The sequence below is a fragment of the Aquiflexum lacus genome, from assembly GCF_015476655.1.
Classification (GTDB): domain Bacteria; phylum Bacteroidota; class Bacteroidia; order Cytophagales; family Cyclobacteriaceae; genus Aquiflexum; species Aquiflexum lacus.
This window is the reverse complement of record NZ_JABFHF010000002.1, coordinates 181,040-204,488: the sequence shown is the minus strand read 5'-3', so window position 1 is coordinate 204,488 and position 23,449 is coordinate 181,040. Positions and strand designations below refer to the sequence as shown.

General features: G+C 40.0%; 22 protein-coding genes. 9 read left to right on the top strand and 13 right to left on the bottom strand.

What is annotated here, in order from left to right; genetic code table 11:
- Positions 1-133 precede the first annotated feature (133 nt).
- Complete coding sequence (locus HMJ38_RS02920) at positions 134-1,366, top strand: peroxiredoxin family protein (protein WP_194972883.1); 1,233 nt, start codon at positions 134-136, stop codon at positions 1,364-1,366.
- 101 nt (positions 1,367-1,467) lie between these two features.
- Here the strand turns inward: HMJ38_RS02920 and HMJ38_RS02915 are convergent, their stop codons facing one another.
- On the bottom strand, positions 1,468-2,442 hold the full coding sequence (locus HMJ38_RS02915) for a polyprenyl synthetase family protein (RefSeq protein ID WP_194972882.1): 975 nt from the start codon (positions 2,440-2,442) through the stop codon (positions 1,468-1,470).
- A gap of 163 nt (positions 2,443-2,605) precedes the next feature.
- Between HMJ38_RS02915 and HMJ38_RS02910 the strand changes: the two genes are divergently transcribed.
- The 4 genes from HMJ38_RS02910 (at position 2,606) to HMJ38_RS02895 (ending at position 7,184) form a co-directional block, all read left to right on the top strand.
- Positions 2,606-4,303 (top strand): 1-acyl-sn-glycerol-3-phosphate acyltransferase, encoded by a 1,698-nt coding sequence (locus tag HMJ38_RS02910; RefSeq protein WP_194972881.1) that lies wholly within the window; start codon positions 2,606-2,608, stop codon positions 4,301-4,303.
- Positions 4,281-5,339, top strand: coding sequence for an NAD(P)H-dependent glycerol-3-phosphate dehydrogenase (locus tag HMJ38_RS02905; RefSeq protein ID WP_194972880.1), 1,059 nt, complete (start codon positions 4,281-4,283; stop codon positions 5,337-5,339). Before HMJ38_RS02910 ends, HMJ38_RS02905 begins: the two co-directional genes overlap by 23 nt.
- Before the next feature lie 54 nt (positions 5,340-5,393).
- The gene (locus tag HMJ38_RS02900) at positions 5,394-6,689 is read left to right on the top strand and encodes an APC family permease (RefSeq protein ID WP_194972879.1); all 1,296 of its coding nucleotides are present in this window, start codon (positions 5,394-5,396) and stop codon (positions 6,687-6,689) included.
- A gap of 168 nt (positions 6,690-6,857) precedes the next feature.
- Positions 6,858-7,184, top strand: coding sequence for a DUF1493 family protein (locus HMJ38_RS02895; protein WP_194972878.1), 327 nt, complete (start codon positions 6,858-6,860; stop codon positions 7,182-7,184).
- Between the two features lie 366 nt (positions 7,185-7,550).
- Here the strand turns inward: HMJ38_RS02895 and HMJ38_RS02890 are convergent, their stop codons facing one another.
- The 3 genes from HMJ38_RS02890 to HMJ38_RS02880 all read right to left on the bottom strand — a co-directional run bounded on the left by HMJ38_RS02890 (position 7,551) and on the right by HMJ38_RS02880 (position 9,546).
- A complete protein-coding gene (locus HMJ38_RS02890) occupies positions 7,551-7,886 on the bottom strand; it encodes a type II toxin-antitoxin system RelE family toxin (RefSeq protein WP_194972877.1) in 336 nt (111 codons plus the stop codon).
- A complete protein-coding gene (locus HMJ38_RS02885; protein ID WP_194972876.1) occupies positions 7,876-8,085 on the bottom strand; it encodes a hypothetical protein in 210 nt (69 codons plus the stop codon). Before HMJ38_RS02885 ends, HMJ38_RS02890 begins: the two co-directional genes overlap by 11 nt.
- A 252-nt stretch (positions 8,086-8,337) precedes the next feature.
- On the bottom strand, positions 8,338-9,546 hold the full coding sequence (locus HMJ38_RS02880; protein WP_194972875.1) for a hypothetical protein: 1,209 nt from the start codon (positions 9,544-9,546) through the stop codon (positions 8,338-8,340).
- Between the two features lie 18 nt (positions 9,547-9,564).
- Here HMJ38_RS02880 and HMJ38_RS02875 point away from each other — a divergent pair, with 18 nt between their 5' ends.
- From HMJ38_RS02875 to HMJ38_RS02860, 4 genes are all read left to right on the top strand, one after another.
- On the top strand, positions 9,565-10,644 hold the full coding sequence (locus HMJ38_RS02875) for a RagB/SusD family nutrient uptake outer membrane protein (RefSeq protein ID WP_228779844.1): 1,080 nt from the start codon (positions 9,565-9,567) through the stop codon (positions 10,642-10,644).
- Between the two features lie 114 nt (positions 10,645-10,758).
- Entirely contained in the window at positions 10,759-12,414 is a 1,656-nt protein-coding gene (locus HMJ38_RS02870) for a DUF5060 domain-containing protein (protein WP_194972874.1), read from the top strand.
- Between the two features lie 277 nt (positions 12,415-12,691).
- A complete protein-coding gene (locus HMJ38_RS02865) occupies positions 12,692-13,369 on the top strand; it encodes a hypothetical protein (protein WP_194972873.1) in 678 nt (225 codons plus the stop codon).
- Positions 13,370-13,521: 152 nt separating this feature from the next.
- A complete protein-coding gene (locus tag HMJ38_RS02860) occupies positions 13,522-13,725 on the top strand; it encodes a hypothetical protein (RefSeq protein ID WP_194972872.1) in 204 nt (67 codons plus the stop codon).
- Between the two features lie 59 nt (positions 13,726-13,784).
- Here the strand turns inward: HMJ38_RS02860 and HMJ38_RS02855 are convergent, their stop codons facing one another.
- The 9 genes from HMJ38_RS02855 to HMJ38_RS02815 form a co-directional block, all read right to left on the bottom strand.
- Complete coding sequence (locus tag HMJ38_RS02855) at positions 13,785-15,674, bottom strand: ABC-F family ATP-binding cassette domain-containing protein (protein ID WP_194972871.1); 1,890 nt, start codon at positions 15,672-15,674, stop codon at positions 13,785-13,787.
- Positions 15,675-15,805: 131 nt separating this feature from the next.
- The gene (locus tag HMJ38_RS02850; protein ID WP_194972870.1) at positions 15,806-16,108 is read right to left on the bottom strand and encodes a type II toxin-antitoxin system RelE/ParE family toxin; all 303 of its coding nucleotides are present in this window, start codon (positions 16,106-16,108) and stop codon (positions 15,806-15,808) included.
- On the bottom strand, positions 16,105-16,326 hold the full coding sequence (locus tag HMJ38_RS02845; RefSeq protein WP_194972869.1) for an addiction module protein: 222 nt from the start codon (positions 16,324-16,326) through the stop codon (positions 16,105-16,107). Before HMJ38_RS02845 ends, HMJ38_RS02850 begins: the two co-directional genes overlap by 4 nt.
- Positions 16,327-16,365: 39 nt before the next feature.
- Complete coding sequence (locus HMJ38_RS02840) at positions 16,366-17,337, bottom strand: YpdA family putative bacillithiol disulfide reductase (RefSeq protein ID WP_194972868.1); 972 nt, start codon at positions 17,335-17,337, stop codon at positions 16,366-16,368.
- Between the two features lie 25 nt (positions 17,338-17,362).
- The gene (locus HMJ38_RS02835; protein ID WP_194972867.1) at positions 17,363-18,148 is read right to left on the bottom strand and encodes an NRDE family protein; all 786 of its coding nucleotides are present in this window, start codon (positions 18,146-18,148) and stop codon (positions 17,363-17,365) included.
- Between the two features lie 85 nt (positions 18,149-18,233).
- Complete coding sequence (locus tag HMJ38_RS02830; protein WP_194972866.1) at positions 18,234-19,352, bottom strand: DUF4249 domain-containing protein; 1,119 nt, start codon at positions 19,350-19,352, stop codon at positions 18,234-18,236.
- A gap of 158 nt (positions 19,353-19,510) precedes the next feature.
- The gene (locus tag HMJ38_RS02825) at positions 19,511-20,524 is read right to left on the bottom strand and encodes a DUF4249 domain-containing protein (protein WP_317174486.1); all 1,014 of its coding nucleotides are present in this window, start codon (positions 20,522-20,524) and stop codon (positions 19,511-19,513) included.
- 108 nt (positions 20,525-20,632) lie between these two features.
- Positions 20,633-22,099 carry a Kelch repeat-containing protein gene (locus HMJ38_RS02820; RefSeq protein ID WP_194972865.1) on the bottom strand — a complete coding sequence of 489 codons (1,467 nt, stop codon included), beginning with the start codon at positions 22,097-22,099 and terminating at the stop codon, positions 20,633-20,635.
- A 25-nt stretch (positions 22,100-22,124) separates the two neighbouring features.
- Positions 22,125-23,201, bottom strand: coding sequence for a DUF4249 domain-containing protein (locus HMJ38_RS02815; protein ID WP_317174485.1), 1,077 nt, complete (start codon positions 23,199-23,201; stop codon positions 22,125-22,127).
- Between the last annotated feature and the right edge of the window lie 248 nt (positions 23,202-23,449).

The window sequence follows — 23,449 nt, the reverse complement described above, 5'->3', positions numbered from 1 at the left end:
TTTCTTTTTAATCTAAAACTGTTCTGAAAACCCAGATTTGAACCATTCAAATCAAATTTTGAATTTACCACACAAAACCTGTAGGTTTTATTCCAAACTAGAACCAACTTTGACTTCTTATAAACCATAATTAATGAAAATTTGTCAACATCTTTTATGGCCGACTATATTGGCTTTAGTGATCGGCTGCACTGGGAAATCAGAAGGACTTATCAAACTTTCAGGAAAATGGGATGTCCAACTTGATATCGGTCAGGACCAATTGCCATTTGGATTCGGCTTTACCCGATCCGCTGAAAAATGGGTGATGGAAGTTTACAATGCTGAGGAGGTTTTGACTTACGATGAAGTGGAAATCTTAGGAGATTCCCTAAAAGTCACCATGGGGATATTTGACTCCGAAATAAAGGCAAAATTCATCAGCGCTGATGAATTGGAAGGAGTTTTTGTAAAAAACACGTCCACAGATTACCGCATCCCTTTTCAAGCCAATCGGTCAAAAGGCACTACAAGGTTTGAAGTTACCAATCAACCTGAAACAGTTTTTTCGGGAAAATGGAAAACAGTATTTGAGAAAGAAAACGGTGAAAAATATGATGCCGTAGCGCTTTTTACCCAACAAGGCAATAAACTGACAGGGACATTTCTGACCGAATTGGGGGATTACCGATATCTCGAAGGAAATGTCAGCGGCAATACCTTTCAGTTAAGTGCATTTGACGGCAGTCACCTGTTTTTATTCAAAGGAGAAATCGAGGAAGACGGATCCATTTCAGGCACATTTAGAAGTGGTCCTAGGGTAAGAGAATCATTTCAATCCGTCAGAAATGAAGATTTCGAACTTTCAAATTCCTACGCTCTGAATTATTTGAAGGAAGGATATGACAAACTATCATTCTCTTTCCCCGATGTGAATGGCAATCTGATTTCTATAGATGATGAAAAATTCCAAGGCAAAGTGGTTTTGGTACAGATCTTTGGAACCTGGTGCCCAAATTGTATGGATGAGACAAAGTTCCTGGCACCATGGTACGATAAGAACAAGGAAAGCGGTATCGAAATCATAGGATTGGCATTTGAAAGCAAACCTGAATTTGAGTATGCAAGTAACCGAGTAAAAAAGTCCATTGACAAATTAGGTGCTGAATACACATTTCTCATTGCGGGTGTCAGCAACAAAGAAAAAGCCTCTGAATCCATCCCCGCCCTCAACAAAGTAATCGCCTTCCCAACCTTGATTTACATAGACAAAAAAGGTAATGTCAGGCACATTCACACAGGATTCAATGGGCCTGGTACAGGGGAATATTATACCAAATGGGTAGACGAACATGAGGAGTTGGTGAGGAGATTGTTGGAGGAGTGAGGTGTAAATGCCAATTTTCTCCACCACTAATGACAAACCTTCCGATTACATCAACCCAACATCGGTCATCCGTCATCGGACAATTCATTCTCTTCCTAACTTCACTTCTTCCGCTCAATCGTATACCTCACCAATCCTTCCAAAGAAGTCTTGTATTCAGATTCCTGGAAGGTGTTTAGTATTTTGAGGGCTTCGTCGAAATATTGGGTCATAACTTTGTTGGCATAATCAAGCCCTCCGGATTTCTTGACAAAATCGATGACTTCATTTACCGATTTCTTATCCTCGTTGCGGTTTCGGACAAGATAAATTATTTTCTTTTTGTCCAGCCATGAAGCATTGTTCAGGGCATAAATCAAGGGTAAAGTCATCTTTTTTTCTTTGATATCTATACCAACAGGCTTGCCGATTTCATCTTCCCCGTAATCAAAAAGGTCATCTTTGATCTGAAAAGCCATACCCACCTTCTCACCAAAAGTCCTCATCTTCTCAATCAATTCAGCATTTGCCCCTGAAGTAGCAGCGCCAACTGCACAACAAGAAGCGATCAAGCTTGCAGTCTTTTGCCTGATGATGGTGTAATAGACTTCTTCGGTGATATCGAGTTTCCGGGCTTTGGCTATCTGAAGCAATTCACCCTCAGACATTTCCCTTACAGCATTGGAAACTATCTTTAGTAAATCAAAATCACCATTGTCTACACTCAATAGCAAGCCTCTTGAAAGTAAGTAATCCCCTACCAAAACGGCAATCTTATTTTTCCACAAGGCATTTACAGAAAAGAACCCTCTCCTGTAGTTTGAATCATCCACTACGTCATCATGAACCAAAGTCGCAGTATGTAATAATTCAATCAGTGCAGCACCTCGGTAAGATGACTCTTGGATTCCTCCACTGACCCCTGCAGTCAAAAAAACAAACATTGGACGCATCTGCTTACCTTTCCTTCTGACAATGTAATTGGTAATATGGTCGAGCAACTTGACCTTACTTTTCATAAAGTCACGGAATTTCTTCTCGAATTCCTCCATCTCCGTGGCTATGGGTGCTTGTATCTGTTTGAGGTCAGGCTTCATAAAACAATTGTGGTGCAATAATACGATGGATTCACAGTAGGACAAAACCTAGTCTATATAAATAACACAAGAATAGCGTAATTTGATTTTTATCCTACGTCAAAAAAATCAACCTCAAACCCAATTTTTTCTATCTTTGTTTTTTACGTAACCCTGAAGGACCTTGTCAGAAAACTATATCAAGCATAAATATGATCCTATTCTTCCAAAAAAGGATGAATGGCCTGTTGTAAAACTCAGCAAAAGCCGAAAGGATTTTATTAAAAGGGTAGCTGAAGCCAGTAAAAGATCCGTTCTTCAAATCACAGGCGACAATATGGCCCTGCTGAAAGAAGAGTTGGAAACGACGCTTTATCGTGAAAAACTGAGAATAAAGCAAAACCCATGGGATGTAGACCCTGATGACGAAAAGGATTTTTGGAGAAAAGTGAAATCCAGCCTAGTTCAGATAAGTGCTGACATCAATACCACCAAAACCCAAAAAAAGAAAAAATACCTGGAGATCTTGGATGATATCACCATGCGTTATTCTGAAGAGATAGCCAGTAATTTTATTCATTCTCATTACAAGGTCACCAGAAGAATTGTCACTTTCGGTTTTGCACGTCTCCTGAATGCAGCTCGGGTAAAAGGCTTCAAGTCAGTATTCAGCAATCAATATACTTTACAGGACAAAATCCAAGTAGTAGGTGAAACTGATCAAATCAGGGAATTGGCTTCAAAAGGCACTATTGTTATGGTCCCTACTCATTTTTCCAACCTTGACAGTATTCTGATCGGTTGGGTCATTTCGGTTTTGGGACTGCCACCGTTCATTTATGGTGCTGGTCTCAACCTGTTCAATATCGGAATCTTCGCTTATTTCATGAATGCATTGGGTGCATACAAAGTGGATAGGCGAAAGAAAAACCTTTTGTACCTGGAAACTTTAAAAACATACTCCTCTGAAGCCATTCAGTTTGGGGTCCACAGCCTCTTTTTCCCGGGTGGAACACGGTCAAGAAGTGGGATAATTGAGAAGAAGCTGAAATTGGGACTGCTCAGCACTGCTGTCGAAGCCCAAAGGGCCAATTACCAAAAAGGGCAAGATGATGTCAGTGGCAAAATATTTATTGTACCTGTCACAATCAATTACCACTTTGTACTTGAAGCACCAAGCTTGATTCAGGAGCACCTTTCACTGACCGGACAGGAAAGGTATTATAAGGAATCGGATGAATTTTCGACTTCTTACAAGATCTCAAAATTCTTGGTCAAGTTCTTCACCAAAGGATCTGACATCTCTGTCTCGATTGGTAAAGCCATGGATGTGTTAGGCAATTATGTAGATACTGACGGAAACAGCATGGACCGCAACGGCCGTGTTATCAATACAAGGGATTATTTTATTTCCAATGGAAAGGTGACCGTGGATATGCAGCGTGAAGAAGAGTACACCTATAGGTTAGGAAACAGAATCGTCGAGGAATTTCATATAATCAACAGGATATTCAGTTCGCATTTGGTGGCATTTACGGCATTTCAAATGATCAAAAAAGAAAATATTAAAATGGATCTTTTCAATCTATTGCGGTTACCCGAAGAAGATATTGTGATTGTTTATGATGATTTCAAAAAAGAATGTCAAAAAGTATTGGATAAAATCCTTGAACTGGAATCAGAGGGAAAAGTACAGGCTGCACCCCACCTGAAAGGTGACCTGGACGCCATCATCAGCCATGGACTAGCCAATGTGGGAATGTACCATGCCAAACGGCCCTTGGTGAAAAATGAAGGAGGAAATATAGAAACACAGGATTTGAGTTTACTTTATTATTACCACAACAGATTAGACGGATATGACCTTGAAAAACTCTTCTAAAGAAAAATCCGTGGGAGTGGTTGGAATGGGTAGCTTTGGAACTGCCATTGCCAATATCCTTGCTGAAAAAAGTAAAGTCATCGCCTACGTCCGAAGGGCTGAGGTAATGGACGAGATCAACCAACACCATAGCGTCGATGGAATTAGTATTCATAAAGACATCATTGGGACACAAGATCCTGAAATGCTCTGTAAAGCATGTGATACTATTTTTTTTATGATTCCATCAAGTGCTTTTCAGGAGGTAATCAGGTTATTCTCCCCGTATTTGTATCCCTACCATTTGGTGATACATGGCACCAAAGGCCTTTGCCTCAATCTGCCAAAAGGTAAGACCCTCTCAGATATTGGAAAAATCAGTCGGGAAAATATCCTGACCATGAGCGAGGTCATTCTGAAAGAAACTGTGGTAGTACGTGTGGGATGCTTGGCAGGACCGAATCTGGCCAAAGAACTTTATCAGGGACAGCCCGCCGCAACTGTCGTGGCCAGCAAATACAATGAAGTAATTCTCGAAGGACAAAGATTGCTCCGAACAGATAAATTTCAAGTGTATGGCAACTCAGACATCGTAGGCGTGGAATTGAGCGGGGTGCTTAAAAATATCATTGCCATTGCGGGAGGTGCTTTGGCTGGATTGGGTTTGGGAGAAAACGCAAAAGGGCTGTTGATTTCGAGAGGTATGGTCGAACTGATTTACCTAGGGAATGCACTTGGTGGGAGTTTGAAATCATTTATCGGACTGGCCGGCATCGGAGATTTGGTGGCCACCTGCAACTCAACCCTGTCCAGAAACTTTACTGTTGGCTACCGATTGGCACAAGGTGAATCTTTGGAACAGATCACCAATACCATGGAAGAAGTCGCAGAAGGTATCAACACGGTGAAGTTGATGAAGACTTTTGTAGAAGGAAAAGGCATGCGGGCGCCGATTACAGAGAATTTATATAAAGTATTGTTCGAAGACTTGAAGATAGAAGAAGCGCTTCAGTATTTGATGAAATATCCTTTTAGTGTGGATGTTGATTTTTTGTAGAATAAAATAAAAATAACTTCACAATCAGGATTATCCTTCAGTAAAAAATAAACTTTGGCAAACTCACCCACATCACTCAAACGCGGCATCCAAAGATGGGACCTGGTCTTTCTGGTCATCAACTCAGTAATAGGCGCCGGGATTTTTGCACTGCCGGCCAAGGTTTTTGCCTTATCGGGAATTTACAGTATCCTGGCATTTTTGGTCTGTGCAGTGGTCATGATGGTGCTGATTCTGGTATTTGCAGAGGTCAGTTCGAGATTTGAAAAAACAGGCGGTCCCTACCTTTATGTGCATACAGCTTTTGGGCCAATACCTGCCTTTGTCATAGGTTGGCTTTTGATGCTGACAAGACTGTTCAGCTATGCCACCTTGATCAATTTAATGGCGCTATACCTTTCTTTTTTTTCAGATGTATTCAATCAACCGGAAGTACGAGTCGGATTGATTTTGTTGATTACAGGGCTTATTGCCTATTTCAATTGGATCGGGGTCAAGAATACGGCAAAAGTGAGTAACATATTGACAGTCGCCAAGCTTTTCCCCTTGGCTGTATTTATCATTGTGGGACTGTTCTATATAGATTTTGATCTGGTAGAGGCAGGGCCTTTGCCCAGTTTGGAAGATTTCTCCGCTTCTACACTCTTGTTGATTTTTGCTTTTGGAGGATTTGAAGCAGGGCTAGTCAACAGCGGGGAAATCGTCGATCCCAAAAAAAACCTGCCATTTGGCCTTATCACCGCCGCTGCCGTCATAGCTGGTTTTTACATTTTAATCCAAGTGGTTTCTATAGGAACACTTCCCGATTTGGCCACTTCGGACAAGCCTTTGGCTGATGCAGCTACTGGTTTTATGGGCTGGTGGGGAGGAATGTTTATTACTTTAGGTGCGGTGGTGTCTATCATGGGAACACTTAATGTACAGATCTTAAGTGGTTCAAGGCTTCCTTACGCCTTAAGCATGGAAGACCAATTGCCCAAACTATTTAGTAAAGTGCATCCCAAGTTTGCCACACCATGGGTTTCTATTCTCTTTTTTTCGGGCTTGGTTGCTTTTGTGGCCATTGTCTGGGGCTTTATGAGTTCTTTGGCAGTATCGGTGATTTCAAGGCTGATTCTGTATGCATTGGTCTGTGCCTCCTTGATCAAATTGAGGAAAACCCAACCGGAAGGCAATTACTTCAAAATACCCTATGGAAACCATTTTGCACTTGCAGGTATTTTGGCCACCATTTGGTTGCTTTCGGGAAGTCAGGCAGAAGAGATTTGGGATACACTTTTATGGACTGGATTGGGATTGGTGATCTTTGTGGTTCATCATATTTTTAAAAAAAGAAATAAAACCAATTGATCTCTTAATTGCATGGAAATTATCCTGAGAATACCTTTCTAATAAATACCACAGTCCAGTGATTCCAAATGTATCCACGATGGCTATCGGGATGATTTGAAAAATAGGGTGTAGTTATAAACTTCACCCAGTCAAAACTGAAGGTTTATAATATACCCTAAGAGGGAAATGACACAAGATAAAGAAATTGTTTTTTTTGATATAGTTTCGATGGTGTATAATCGAACAGGATATAAATTAAAAGATATTGGTTTAGGCACCAGAGTATATAAAGATATGAAAATCGATGGTGATGATGCGATGGAATTCTTATTTGAATTATCTTCCAAATACAATATTGATATGGGAGAATTCCAGTTTGAGGATTATTTTGAAAAGGAAGGTTTCAGCCCTCTTAGACTATTACCTATTCTATCAGGCATTAGAAAGCATAAAGATTTATTAGTGTCAGACTTGGTAGATGCAGCAATGGAGGGTAGATGGAAGAAGGGATAAAAGGGAATTGATAATAATGAATGACTCTTCCTTAAAATCCTCCACTGAGGAGTCTTTTCCACTTTTAAATTGGAATTGATAGAAAGGTGTTGTTGCATCCCGACAATTGTCGCGGATACACCTAGTCACCGTCGAAGGTTTATTCTACACCTAGGAGGGGGAGGTGGCTTGGCCTCGGTTGCAGGCAAAAACTTTTCTAGCACTGCTGATTAAGCAAAGAGGTTGAAAGATGCTGGTAAGAAATTATTGAAGGTGAAAATCACATACAAAAAAATGGGCAATCCAAATGTGTTATCTGTAAAAAAGATTAACAAAAAAATCCGAATCGTACAGGTATGAGACCCCGACGCAAATGTCTGGTATAATTTAAATTTCCAGTTCCAGGCTTTCAATCATTTCTTTAAGCTCGTTGGTCTTTAGATCGGCTTTTTCGCCTTTGTCATAAATGGTAAGCAGATAGACCGTTTCGGTAGCAATGTAAAGGTGGGTAACAACTCTTGCCCCACCTCTTTTGCCCTTACCTTTTGAAGCAATGGCAAGACGTATTTTATAGCAACTGTTTCCTATAAATGTTCCGGCTTCGGGATTTTCTGAGATATCCGCTATCAGTCCTGCAAACTCCTTTTTCAAAGAAGGAAATTTTTTAGCCAACCGCTTTAGCTCTTTCTCAAAACGATGGGTAGGAATAATATTATAGCTCATCCAAAAGATCTTGGGCTGTCTTTAATTTAAGTTTTCCCTGTTTGTGGAGGCGAACCTGTACAGCCGCTTCGCTGAGTTCGTCCCACAGCCCGGCAGCAGCAGCCGACATAGGTTTTGCTTTTTTTATAAAAGCAAGGCTTTTCAAAACTTTCATCCCAAAAGTTGCTTCATTGTCGGGAATTTCAACTATTACTTTCATCTTCTCAATTTTTTAAATGGCTATGTTCAATGCCTCTTTCAGGCGTTTGCTGGTTATTGGGATATTAATCATGTTGCAGACGGAGTTTTTCTGCGTATCGTCCAGTTCTTTCAATAACCGGACTTTCTATAAAAGATTACTTTTAATGATACTTCAAAGCTACAAAATATGCCATAAACCGACAATATGTAAAATTAATGTGTAGAATTGATGTGACAATATAGTTTCCCCCTCAGCTCACTAAGAGCGCTTTCATTTCCTTTCAAACAGAACTGTCCTTTTATTCCCAGCAAAATCAGAAATGACAACCTTCTCAATTCTTTTGGAAATCGGGATTTTACGACTGGATTGGGATAGGTATCCTTGGCCATAGGGAAATTCCTCCACTCTTATAAGATTTCCCTCTTGATAGTATTCAACCTTGAATTCATCTTTTTCCAAAACCAGTAATTCAACTTCTTCTTTTGAAAGTTGTTCCTTAAATACTTTGACAGCACCTTGATGTTGGCTTACAATATATACCTGAGAACCGTCTCCCATGGTAAGGCTTGCCAGTGCCCGTCCCTCACCGTCTACATTGAACCCAGAATTATGAATTGTCCCAATTGACAAATCATTATGATTCAAAGACAGTACCTCGCCCTTTCCGGTATCATACCTGCCGGTAATGGTCTCATTGCCATAGAAATTCCCTACGGTGAGCATTTGCTGGGACCGTAAACCTTGAGAAACCGCCATCCCAAACACAGGAGAAATCTGGGTTTCATTGGGCAGTTCCTTTAATTCAAAACCATTTTCGGTTTTGAACAGAAGAGATGAAGAGAAATTATGCACTTTCAACTCGATGCTATTTTCAAGATCTGACTTTGTGAAAAAAGCTTCTTTCTTTATTTGAGCAAACTCTGCGTATTTCAAAAACCTGTTTTTCCATGAAGGCACCTGCCCTACCAAGGCATCTCTCCCTGCTACAGGATACATCCCATCACCCAAATACTGGAACATGACAGGGTCAATACTTTGATTGCCGTCAAAATCTTTTGCCACCATAATTACGGGGCTTTGCTCAGAGGCCTTCCACCTGATGTTTTTTCCAAAATTTCCTAAGAGATAAGTAGGATTTCCCTTTGGCCCAGAGGTTGGCAATATACTGTTCCACCAACCCTGAGAATTTTCAAAACCATAGGAAGTGGTGACATTTTCGAAAACTGATTCTCCTAAAGGAGATTTGGTATGTTTCAAAAAAGTAATGGGCATCCACTCCCCTACTACGAGCAGGTCTATCAACCCATCCTTGTCAAAATCCGTCCAGATTGCGGTAGTGACCATGCCCAAAGCCATGCAATCCGGGCATACCGCTGCTGTAATATCGGTGAATGTTCCTCCTTCATTTTTCAATATGGCAGATCTTGGGCTAAGGGGGTAATTGCCCGGTCTGACCCTTCCTCCCACAAATAAATCCAAATACCCATCCTAAGAGCTTTGGCAAATTTTGAATTGGTTTCCCTATGGGGCGGTATTCCAATGATGACTACCTCAGCTAGCTCTCCCAACGGAATCCCTAGAGTAACCGAAGATCAGGTTTATGCCTCGATTTTCAGTGATCTTTCAGAAGCCATCAGTAGACTTCCCTTGAAAAACACCTATACGGGTACTGATGTGGGCAGAGCTAGCAAAGGCGCGGCACAGGCTTTGGCTGCTAAAGCGCATCTTTTCAGAGGAGAATTTGCACAGGCAAAACCATTTCTTCTTGAAATTGTCAGCTCAGGGCAATATAGTCTTGTTGACAGGTATCTGGACAACTTTGAGGAAGAAAATGAGAACAACGAGGAATCAGTTTGGGAAATCCAGTTCTCAGAAGCGTTTGGTGATGCTGGAGCTTGGAACGGAGATGGAAATGGTATCGCAGAGGTAACTTTCAGGGGTCAGGAATATGGGCCTACCGCATGGAGAAACGTTTTACCAAGTCTGCCATTATTCAATGAATATGAGAAAGTGGCAAATGGAGCAGCAAAAGACGACCCTCGTGTATCTTATAATTTCTTCAGGATTGGAGACACCTACAATGGTGGGCAAAATGTCCTTTCTGCAGAGAATGTCCAAGGGAATATCGAAAGACCAAGTTGGAGAAAATACCAAATGATTTATAAAAGACCATCAGAAGATGTTCGTTCAGGAATCAACTTCAGGGTCATCAGATATGCCGATGTACTTTTGATGATGGCAGAAGTTGAGAATGAAGTTAGTGGCCCATCTGCTGCACTACCTTATATCAATCAGGTAAGGGCACGCACTGATGTACAAATGCCTCCATATCCAACTGCTCAATATCCAACTTCAAACCAAGCGGAAATGAGAACAGCCATTCAGCATGAAAGAAGGGTAGAGTTGGCTGGAGAACAAATCAGAAATAGAGATATCAGAAGGTGGAGAAAATTGGGATCCCTTCCTAATGAGCCAATTCCAAATTGGAATCAGAGATATTCACTTCTTCCAATTCCTTTTGAAGAAATAGATAATAATTCTGCATTGACGAATTCGGATCAGAATCCTGGTTATTAATATCAATTTTAATTTCATTCAAAAAGCAGTCGGATCTCTACGACTGCTTTTTTTTGCTTATTTTTATATTATTGATACTTATAGAATACTCTTTATCCCATAAAAAAATAAACTATGAAGTTATATCACATAGCCACTTCACTCCTTTTGCTCTTTATTTTTAGCTTGGAATCAGCTGCACAAATCAAATCCACTGTTTATAAAAAAAACATCAACACTTCAGTTGAACAATGGCAAGTCAATGATATTGTTTTCAAAGGAAAGACTGTTGGGAATGAAAACCCATTTGATACGGAATTTGGGGCAATCTATACCGGACCAAATGGTGAAAGTATGACGGTTCCTGGATTTTATGATGGCAATAACAACTGGACCTCAAGATTTTCATCTAAAACAATCGGAATTTGGTCCTTTGAGACGTATTCATCAAAACCCGAACTAGCAGGCCTGAAAGGAAGCTTCCAAGTTATTCCCAATACCAGACCCAAACAAAAGGGTGCAGTAATCATCGACCCAAACAATCCGCAGGCTTTTGTCTATGAAGATGGCAGTCCACATTTTCTTTTGGCTTTTGAGCTTGATTGGCTCTTTGCGCTGGATTACAAAGAACCCGATGGAATGCCACGTACTGGACAGATATTGGATGATGTCAGTGCCAATGGATTCAACCATATGGTGATGAATGCCTATGCCCAAGATGTAGGTTGGAAGATCGCTGACAATGTGCCGGAAGAATATTACTTTGGCAAACTGGATTACGGTCCATTTGAAGGAGGAAACGAAAATCCGGATTTCAGCCGTCTCAACCTCAGTTTGTTCCAACATTTGGACAGGGTTTTTGAAGCAATGCAGGCACGTGGATTGGATGCCCATTTGATGATATATGTCTGGAATAAAAAAGTCAATTGGCCTGATATGTACAGCAAAGCAGACAATCTGTATTTCGACTATATTATTGACAGGTATCAGGCTTTCAGTAATGTCATTTGGGATGTGTCCAAAGAGGCTTTGGATTATGGAAGATGTGATATCCCCTACCTCCACGAACGCATTCATCGGGTCAGAAAACGTGATGCATTCAAAAGGCTCCTGACTGTACACGATTACGAGTATAATTCCAGACACCCGGACAAGGTGGATTTTGTATCCATCCAAAGTTGGCGCTCCAACTTATATTCCCTGATGTTGCAGGGCAGGGAATTCCATGCAGACAGACCTGTGGTCAATATCGAGCATGGTGGCTATGAGGAAGGTCCCTATGTTTCATTTTTGGGAAATTACACCAATGCAGAAACCTGCTTGGAGCGGACTTATGAATGTATTTTTGCGGGGGTTTATGGTTCTTACTATTGGCAAGATGCTTCTTGGAATATTGTGGTTTGGGATGCATTTGACGAAAAGCATGATTTTGATAAACCAAGGTATGATTACTACAAACATCTGGCAGGACTTTTTGAAAAATACAACCTCAATGATTTCAAACCCAGCATTCCAAAACTGACCACCAATGACAAAGGAGGAAATGATAATATGGCTACAAATGGCTATGGGTTATATGATGGAAATGGCAATTACCTGATGATGATTCCCAAAGAATCCGAAAGGGTAAATGTAATCGTTCCAAAACCGGAGAATGGTAAAGTCAACGTGACTTGGTTCAACCCATTTTCAGGAGAGTATTTAAACCAAGGACAGAAAGATTGGTCCGGTTGGATGGAGATGGTCAGCCCTTGGCAGTTTAAGGCTTCCATTTTAATTATTGAAAAATGAATGGGATTATTCTGTTATCAATATTACCCATTATCAAATATTACATCAATTTCTAAACTACCAGATACTAATTGATATTAGATATTAAATGGATATTGGTGTAGAACAATCCTTGAATGCTTTTATCCGAAGACTGTGAGCAGGAACAAAAATATCTTGAAAATCGGTTATTCGACAGAAATAATCCGTGTGAAATAATGAGTTATTTGCCAAAAAATATAGTTGCAATTTTTTATAAGATTAATGATATTTGACTCGAATTTTATAAACCTCAAAAATGAAAAAGCCCTTTCTCCTAATTTTCGCTTTGTTTTTTGTTTCAAATATCCTGATTGCACAAGATAAAAAAGTAGTCAAAGACAAAAAAATATATACTACCTCTAGCGGGGAATGGATATTTTCAACAGGTACCCTTCCCAACAACAACAATGTAATCAGATGGTCTCCTGTTTTCAATTTTCAGAATCTGATCAATGTGGATGAAAGTGAAAATTTCGGATGGTTTACAGGCTTAAATCTTAGAAACGTGGGATTTATATATGATGAATCACCCTCAGTTCGAAAAAAGGTCAGGAACTACAACCTAGGAATTCCAGTAGGACTCAAATTCGGAAACCTGGATGACAGGTTCCTTTTTGGTGGTTATGAATTGGAATTTGCCATCAATTACAGAGAAAGAACTTTTGTCGATGAAAGAAGGACTGAAAGATTCAGTGTTTGGTTCAGTGATAGGGTAAATACTGTTCAGCATGCTTTGTTTGTGGGTATATCGTTACCAAAAGGCACAAGCATCAAAGCCAAATATTATTTGACGCCATTTTTCAATTCTAATTTTACAGAGGGATCTTCCCAAGGAAATCCTGTAAGGCCCTATGAAGGATTGAATGCCAATATCTTTTACATTTCTCTGAATTTTAACCTGTTCCGAAATCTGGAATTCAATACTTTTGATTGATAACGCTTTAGTTTTATGATACGCTCTTTTTCAGACAGATAAATCCTTTTAAATAGGAAAACAAATGGACCTCAAATTTGGGGGACCAAGCCGGATTTATCAATACCAGCGTTGATGAAGGTGCCAGCTACAATAAAAGGATTTAAGAAACCATGGAATTCAAACTGGACAGAAATACCTTCAAGGCATCTAACGCCTCCGAAAAGATCCACTACGGAAAAATTTATAAGCATGGATCCACAGCCGAATTATTGGAAATTGCTGCCTATCTGAATAGTTTGGCTTATGGTTACTCCTTGGATAATCCGCCAAGGATCGATAAAACAGTTTTTCATGTAAGAGCTAGAGAAAAATGAATGGTTCAGTCTGAAGACTGATAGTTAAAAAGTCCAAGACTAAGTCTTGAACTAGCCCACTACCCTAGTCCTTCCAACTCACTCAACTCCAACCACCTTAATTCCAATTCCTCCAAATTCTCATCGATTTTCTTCAGTGCTGCCGACCATTCCATCAACGCTTCATGGTCATCAGTCCCGGCAGAGATCAAGGAAAACAGTTTCTCTTTTTCAGTATTTAAGGATCCCATCTTGGCATTGATTTCCTCAAATTCCTTCTTGTCTTTAAAAGTCGCTTTAGGTTTTCCTGGATCTGACGCAGGTTTTTCTACTTTGATCTCTTTGGAAGGCTTATCGTCTTTTTTGCTAGCTTTCTCCTCTTTTTCCCATTCCCTGAATTCAGAGTAATTACCGGGAAAATCTTTGATTTTTCCTTCTCCTTCGAACACAAACAAATGCTCCACCAACCTATCCATAAAGTATCTATCGTGAGATACAATGATCAGACAGCCAGGAAAATTGTCCAAAAACTCCTCCAAGGTATTTAAGGTGACGATATCCAAGTCATTGGTAGGTTCATCCAAAATCAAAAAGTTTGGACTTTTGATCAGGATCATCAACAATTGCAGCCTACGCCTCTCCCCCCCACTTAACTTGGCAACAGGCGTATGTTGTTGTTTTGGTGGGAACCCAAATTTAGTCAAGAACTGCGAAACTGAAATCGTAGCCCCGCCTGCGACTGTGACAACTTCGGCCACATCTTTTACAATATCCAACAGCCTTTTTTCCTCATCAAAGGCATCTTCTTCCTGACGGTAGTAGCCAATAGCGGTGGTTTGCCCCATTGAAACCTTTCCACTGTCAGGAGTCAACATCCCTGTAATCATATTCAAAAAAGTGGTCTTACCGGCACCATTGGGGCCAACAATCCCTATTTTATCCCCTTTTTTAAAAGTATAGCTGAATTCCTTGATCAGTGTTTTGTCATCAAAGGATTTGTTCAGTTTTTCTATTTCGATGATCTTATTCCCCAATCTTTGGGAAGTGACTTTCAGTTCAATCTCTCTTTCTTCTCTTTTATTGAAAGCCTTCTCTTTGGTTTCTTCAAAAGCATCCACCCGGTATTTTGCCTTGGTACTTCTGGCTTTAGGTTGACGGCGGATCCAGTCCAGTTCTTTTTTATAAAGACTTTTGGCCTTCTCCAGTTCAGTGGCTTCATTTTCCCTGCGTTCCTCTTTCTTCTCCAAAAAGTACCCATAATTCCCCATATAACGGTGAATACTGCCATTGTCCAATTCCAGTATCTGATTGGTTACTTTCTCCAGGAAATACCTATCATGCGTCACCATAAAAAGTGCCAGATTAGCCTTGGAAAGGTAATCTTCCAACCATTCGATGGTTTCCAAGTCCAGATGGTTAGTTGGTTCATCCAACAGCAAAAGATCTGGTTTTTCCAAAATGGCTTTGGCTAAGGCAACTCTTTTACGCTGTCCTCCACTGAGGTTACCTACGGACATTTCGGTATCATGCAATCCCAACTTGCCCAAAACCTCATTGATCTGATATTCAAAATCCCATGCCTGCAGCGTATCCATTTTTTCAAAAATCTTCTGCATCTCATCGCCATTGTCCTTACCGTGTTCGGAATCAAGCATGGCTTTGTGGTAATTCTCTATTACCTGAAGTGTCTCGTTAGTGCTTCCATCAAAGATGGTTTGGAACACACTCAGGTTGCCTGAAAAAACAGGATTCTGATGTACATAGGCTACTTTGACCTGTTGGTTAACGGCGACATTACCGGAATCCGGCACTTCCAGTCCCATGATGATTTTCATCAGTGTGGACTTGCCGGCACCGTTGATACCGACGAGGGCGATTTTCTGCCCCTGATCTATTCCGAAAGCAATGTTCTGAAAAAGTTTGCGCTCACCAAATGACTTGGTGAGATTTTCTACTGATAAGTAATTCATGCCGCAAAGATAAGGGAAGGGGAATTGAAAGATTGGAAGGTTTGGAAAAAAGAATTGAAAGATTGAAAAATTTTAATGACTTGTCCGCCGCGGCGGATTGGAAGATTGGTTTTTCCTTATCAATCAAAGTTTTAGCTTTTCATTTGCCAAACCTTTGGATCGCGACTTGTATGTGTCACAGCAAATACAATTATCAAATGGTTTTGTTCCTCTAATTTATAATGTACCTGATAAGGAAATTTATCTAACGAAATATTTCTAACATCACGATAAGCAATCTGACAATGTAAAGGATACTTCTTTATATAGTTTAACTTAGATTTTAAAGATTCGTAGAATCGCCTTCCCAACCCAATCTTTTGCTTATCATACCAATCAATAATATCATATATGTCCAATTGGGCTTCTGGCAAAAGTTTAATCTTATTCCTCATAGGCGTTCATCAAGCTCTTTCACCATATCATCCCAATCTATCAAACTATCAGGATTTTCTTGATAAGATGAAATTCGCTCATCTAACAAGTCTCTATGTGCTTTACTTAAACTTTCCTCCTCTTGATTTTTGAAAGTTTGCAACTTTTCTAACACTGATATATCCTCTAATTCAGTAAGCCAGTGAATCAAGTCGATTTTTATAGATTGAATGTCCATATTGCTTAATTTCTCTTACATTAAAATTAACATTTTTTTTTATACTTTCCCCTTCCCCACAATATGCCCCACTATCTGCTCGGCATGCACAATGGAGTTTTCAATAAAAAACTCCCGGGTATTCAATCCGCCACAGACTACGCCTGCAAGGTAAACGCCAGGAATATTGGACTCCTGATTGGTTTGGTCGTAGCAGGGTTGACGCTTTTCGTCCAGACTCAGTTCTACTCCCAATTGATTTAATAAGGCAAAATTTGGAACATATCCGGTCATGGCGAGGACAAAATCATTTTCTATAGTGACCTCTCCTTTAGGGGTATTGATCACTACTTCATTTTCCCGGATTTCTTTAACAAGGGAATTTGTGAAAGCTTTGATGGAACCTTCCTTGATGCGGTTTTCGATATCCGGTTTGACCCAGTATTTGACATTCTTGTCTACTCCTTCATCTTTTAAGATCATAGTGACATCCGCACCTTTGCGCCAAGTTTCCAATGCCACATCAACAGCGGAATTTGCACCGCCAACCACAATGATTTTTTGACCGATATAGGGCCAGGGTTCTTTGTAATAGTGGGTAACTTTTGGAAGATCTTCTCCGGGAACATTCATCAGATTGGGAAGGTCATAGAACCCTGTAGATATGATGATATTACGTGTTTGGTAGGTTCCTTTGGACGTCTTGATTTCAAAAAAGTCATCCTTCTTTTCAAGGGTTTTGACCTCTTCATAAAGTCTGACATTAAGCTTCCATGTCTTTGCAACCCTTCGGTAATATTCAAGTGCTTCCGTTCTTGTGGGTTTATGGGCAATGGACATAAATGGTATGCCACCCATTTCGAGTTTTTCGGAGGTAGAGAAAAAAGTCATATTCAGAGGGTAATTGAAAAGTGAATTGGTCAGAACACCTTTTTCTACAATGACATAATCCAACCCTGATTTTTCACATTCTATCCCGCAGGCCAAGCCTATGGGACCTCCACCGACTATTAATACATCCAAAATGCTCATAATTATAATTTATTGGAAAACAGTCTCAGTCAATTTTATGTTCATTCAACTCTTCCATTTGAAAAGTAACTTCATTTTCGACAGTCCTACCCTCAACTTGAAAATACCGCATTTCCTTTATCTCCACTTCTCCCGAATGTTTCCAGAGCAAAACAGTAGTATTGATGGTGCCGTAATAATTTCCAAAATTGATGAATTGAGCTGAAACAGCACGCTCCTGTTCCAAGGTTGCCCCTGTATCGGCCAACTGATCATCGGGCTCAATGGCTTTGGATAGGACCACCTCACTTAATTCCTTTTTGTCCAAGGATCCTATCTCAATTTTATCTTTGAGCTTTTCCTTTGCCATCAGCAGCTTATTCCATGGGGTATCCAAAAGGGCATTGCTCAATCCATACAGGCCATAAGGCAATTGATGGATTACCTCTTTTTTATTTGAGAAATAATAAAGTTCCTCATGGGTTCCTACCAGAAGGTTGAATCCTTCGTACAGGTCTTTTTCTTTTTGTATTTCGGTGAGGTACTCTTCAGGTCCTGATTCTCCCTGTAAAAAATTCTTGACAAGATCCCCGCGCGACTTAGCATCCTTTTTCATATTCCGCATATCGCGGTAATTTGTCAAGGCAGCAAATCTCCCATTGGGATGAATACCCAGCCAAGTCCCTCCTGCCCGAAGGTCTTTCCCCGCATAAAACCCTTCTTCCCATAAATGCAGGGATTCGGTTGGCCTTTCAAAAAACTCGTCCCTATTGGCTACGAGTATCATCTTATATTCCGGGTGATTGTTCCAGTTAAACGCTAATAAACACATGGGTGCAAATTAAGAAAAGATTTGGAAATCACTTGACCTTTCAGACCTATTCCATCCAATTCATGAACTTGAAAACCTTCTCAAATTACCGAACCGGGTCCCAATCTATTGGTGGTGTGATAGGCAATGGATCTGGGTTGGGTCTAAATGGGTTGGGATATTGTTCAAAATATTTATTTCGACAATCAATTGGCAATAAAGTGATCGGGGTAAGAAAAAATTCCAGATTTTCTTTGTGGATATAAGTTCGCAACAATTGCTCATCTGAAGCAAAAAAATAGCCCATTACTTGTTCGGTTGGGTCATTTAGATTCAAAATGTTTCCCCTGATATTGGCCGGAGGTGGGTCAAATATAGACCCCGTCAATCTCACTTGTTGGTCAACTAATTTTAAAAACCTTTGACAGGCTTCAGACACTGAAAGGTGAAGTATATCCAATCGGTATGTTTCTTTAAACTTTAACCCATCATCCCGCAAATAACCAATAGTCCTACTTTGATAAGTTCCGTTGAAATCAAAATCGCTGGCACTGTAGACATTCAATGGAGAAGGTATATCTACATCAAAACACCTCGAGCAGCAATCCAATGGCCAAGGATGCTTTGGAGGATCCCAAAAACCCGGAGTCAAGTAGTTTTCCGGTTCGGATACCACCACAAACGTCGATGGCAACTGCTTCCAGTAATAATAATTTTCCTGATCTGCGGGATCCTGGAAATGGGCCGTTATTGCAATTCCAATTTCATCATTGAACCGGTCCGCGGTGGTGGTGCGTACAGAATGGTAAGTGACAGAATCGACATTGGGTACCGGCATTACTTTTTCAGGTAAAGAAAAAAACCTCCGCCCATCTTTTAAGAAAACTTCCAGACTATAACTGCGCCCTAACTCCGCCGCAAAATCCTGAGCAGTATAGTAATTGCCTGATTCCCCTTCGGTCAAAGAAATTACACTACCCAAATCGTCCTTGATCATGACCGTGGCCAATTCTTCCGGTCTAGCACGGCCTATAAAATCGGGACCAAACTTTTCAACCCTAGATAGTCTAACTTGGTGAGCCTTTGGTACTGTACTGATAAATCCTTCAACATTCAAAATCCTCTCAGGCTCATCAGCTGTGAACTCAAATCTGTCTATGCAGGAACTGATCAGAATAGCAGAATTAAATAGAATAATTAAAACAATTGAATTCTTACTTTTCATTGAAAATCTTTAATTACTCTGAATGCTAATCAAATACCTGAAAATAAGGACCCTTGAAAATTCAGAAGATACTGACAATTAACTTATACATGATTAGGAACTGAAATTTTAAAGTAACAATTTTAATTGAAATAATAAACTTTAGTTTAAAAAAATCTTCAATTTCCTGTATCCCAATCAGCCGGAGGATCAACAGGCAGAAATGGCATTGGAAAATTTGCTTGTTGTAAAAATTCCCTACAATCATCTGGAACAGTTGTCTGAGGACTCAGGTAAAACTCCAATTGGTCTCTTATGATATAAACTCTCAAAAACCTTTCGTCAGAAACAAAAAAATGTCCTAGCGCTTGTTCATCCCTATCATTCAAACTGATTATGTTTCCCCTGATATTTGCAGGAGGTGGATCAAAAACAGATCCTGTTAAACTTAATTGCTGATCTATTAATTTCAGAAAACGATAGGTTTCGGCGGAAACAGATAAATGCTGAATATCGAGCCTATAGGTTTCTTTAAATCGTAGACCATCATCTCTCACATAAGCGATTCTCCTATTTTGGTATATGCCATCAAAGTCTACATCAGAAACTGTTATGATATTGGTGGGTTTTGGTTTGTCTTTATGAAAACACTTTGCACAACAATCTTTGGGTGCCGGCCCCCTAGGGTTGGTGGGGTGGTCAAAAGGAAGGAGGTATAATTCAGGCTCTGTTATCAGCACAAAGTCTGACTCCAATACATTCCAGAAATAATAGTTTTCTACATCAGGAGGATCTTGAAAATGCGCCATAACCCGCACTCCAATTTCATCATTCAGTCTATCTGTAGTGACAGTCCTGACAGAATGGTAGGTGACAGAATCTACCTCAGGTACAGGCATGGCCGTTTCACTTAGAGAAACATATCTGCTTCCGTCCAGCAGGTAAATTTCCAAATTATAACTTCTTCCAACTACCGCCGCAAAATCCGGTGAGGTTGCATAATATCCGGAACCTACCTCAACAAGGTTTTCTACGCTTCCTAAATCATCTTTGATCAATACAGTTGCTGAAGTGACAGGCCTGCCAAGTCCAACGAATTCAGGACCAAATTTCTCAGCCTGGGAAAGTTTGATTTGATGTGCTTTTGGAATGGTTGTAATATATCCTTCTACATTCAGAAGCCTTTGTGGCACTTCGGAGACAAAATTAAATCTATCAATACAAGATGAAATCCCAAGAATTAGAATCAACCAAATTGAGCACTTTATCCGATGCAAAGAAATAGAAGAGTCCATGACTTTTTAAAACCCATTTGGATCAAATTTCCAGAATTCCATTCTTGGATTAATGCTGAAATACCTTAAGAAATATAGAATCCCTTCATGTTCAAAAAAAGCAGCAATCCTTCCCCTGTTGGGTCCTGAAAACCTGTTTTTCCTAGACCAGATCAAGGTATTCATGTCCAATTCCCACATGTCCTCATTATTGTCATAAAGGCCGATAAACACTTTGTCCCCAACTACTACACTGAGTCCACCTGTATCTGAGAAGTTTTCTATAAATGGTCCGGGATATTCCGAAATGAGGGTCGACTGAGCGGTTTCAAGATTATAGCGCAAAAGCGCTTTGTCTTTATTGATAATATACAATAGATCATTGTGGACAAAATGGACCATACTTTTATCCACATTATAAGGAAGGTTAGGTCTTAACTGCCACATTGATGTTGCTGGGTCATAACGGTAAACTTGTGACCCTATTCCAAAAGTACCGCCTGCAATATAAAATCTGCCCTGAGCCATAAACCCTAATCCGTCCACTATAGAGATTGGGGGACTTGGAATAGCATTGAAACTATTTCCATCAAAAAACCAAAAATTGTCATTCAGGGCATCCCCTCCCAATTGTGGTTCCTGCACACCTCCACCAAAGTAACCCGTCCGGGAGTTTGTAGCTTTTCTTTGGGTGTCTCCCACAAAGGATGTTCTTTGCCAAGCGCTTTGACCCGGAGAATATTCCCAAATATGATTGGAAGGGCGGTTTGCTATATCTCTTCCCAAGCCTGCAAAAAATCTATTCCCCTGCTGGAAAAAAATATTATCGATTAATACAAAGTCCTCTATGACAACACCTAAATTTTCATAAACACCTGTGGCATAGTTGAAAGGCTCTGCCGCAATCAGTTCAATACCCCTGGTTATGATTTTGAGTTCTACAGTAGGATTCCCCAACATTGGTGGCACCCTTACTCTTATTTGAAAACCAAAAGCTACCTCAACCACCTGTGCTTTTTGCCCATCAAAAAAAACCTCGGTATCATCGCCAAAGTTAATTCCAAAAATACTGATCTCTTCTCCAGGGAATTGAGTCATGGGTGCGAATCTCTGCAAAGCGGGATTCAGGGTTTGAAAAGAAAGTGTATTTCCAAAAATCACCTCTCCGTCTTTGTTCCCAAAAGCCTTTACAAAATATCCCACACCCAGTTCCAACCCATCAACTTCTCCAAGAAAACGGCCTGGTCTGGATGTCTCTCCTAATGAAAGAATAATGGGTTGATCGAAACTTTCGTTTCTTGAAAAATAAAAGCCATGGTCTTGAAAGGGAATGTTCTCAAAAGCAATCAATCTCCCCAAAACGATGGCCCTTTCACCGCTAACATTCACAATCTCCTCAGTGAGTATACTAAAAGAAGGATCTTCTACTTCTTCACATGCGCCCATTAGGAGCATGGTAAATACTAAAAAACAACATTTAAATAAATTCTTCATTTTAAAATGGAAAGTAATCAAAGTATCATTGAGGATTCCAATCGGCAGGAGGATTGGTAGTCATTCCTGAACCTCTGAATGCCAGACAAGTTGTAGGAATCAGGGTTCGGGGTCTTAGTACATATTCCAGCTTGCTTTCATCAATATAAATCCTGATCGGTCTTTCATCAGCTACAAAGAAATATCCCAATACCTGATCTTCTTGGTCTTCCACATTCAGCATGTTTCCTCTGATATTGGCAGGAGGTAAGTCAAAAACACTACCGTTGAGACGCAAATGTTGATCAATTAACCTCAGATGTCTATAAGCATCCTGCGAAATTGACATGTGTTGCATATCAAGCCTGAAAATTCCTTTGAACCGGATTCCGTTATCGCGCAGGTAGGCAATTACCCTTCTTTGATAGATCCCGTTGAATTCATCATCTTCGGCTACAAAAATGTTGAGTGGTCTTGGCACTTCTTTGACATAACAAACTTTACAGCAGTCCAAGGGATTTGGACATTTTGGACAAGTAGGGTGGTTTGGTCCATTAAGATTGAGTTCGGGTTCACCAATCAATTGATAATCACTAGGTAGAATATTCCAGAAATAAAAATTCTGTTCATCCGCAGGGTCCTGAAAGTGGGCGATTACCTGTACACCGATTTCATCGTTCATCCTGTCAAGTGAAGGAGTCCTGACAGATTGAAAGGTAACAGAATCAATTTCCGGTACAGGAGCTGCTAATTCCGGTCTTGAAATAAATCTTTTCCCATCAAATAAAATCACTTCAAGATTGTAAGACCTTCCTACTTGTGCGGCAAAATTATCGTTGGTCAGATAAATCCCCGGAGAAACTTCATTAAGGGACTCAACATTCCCCAAATCATCTTTGATCATTACCGTAGCCAATTGCTCAGGTCTATTGAGACCGTTGAATTCCGGGCCGAATATATCTGCCCTGGAAAGGCGAATCTGATGGGCTTTGGGAGAAGTCGTAAGGTAACCCTCGATATTGAGAATTCTTGGAGGAAGATCTGAAGTGAAAGGAAATTTGTCAATACATGTGGTCAATAAAACCAAACTGAGCAGCCATCCTATCTTTAAAAATCTTTTCACTTTTTATAAACTTAAATATTAGAAACCAAGATAATATTAAAAATTGAAAAATTGAAAAATTGAAAAATTGAAAAATTGAAGCAAATATTTATATTTCTTTCAAAATATATCAGTTGAATTATTTTTTATGAATAAATGAAGCTTTTGAATTGTGAAATTTTAATCAGTAAAAATCAATTATACGAAAAAAATCGTAGAATAATTTGCAATACGACAATCTTCGTATAACTTTGTACGAAACAAATCGT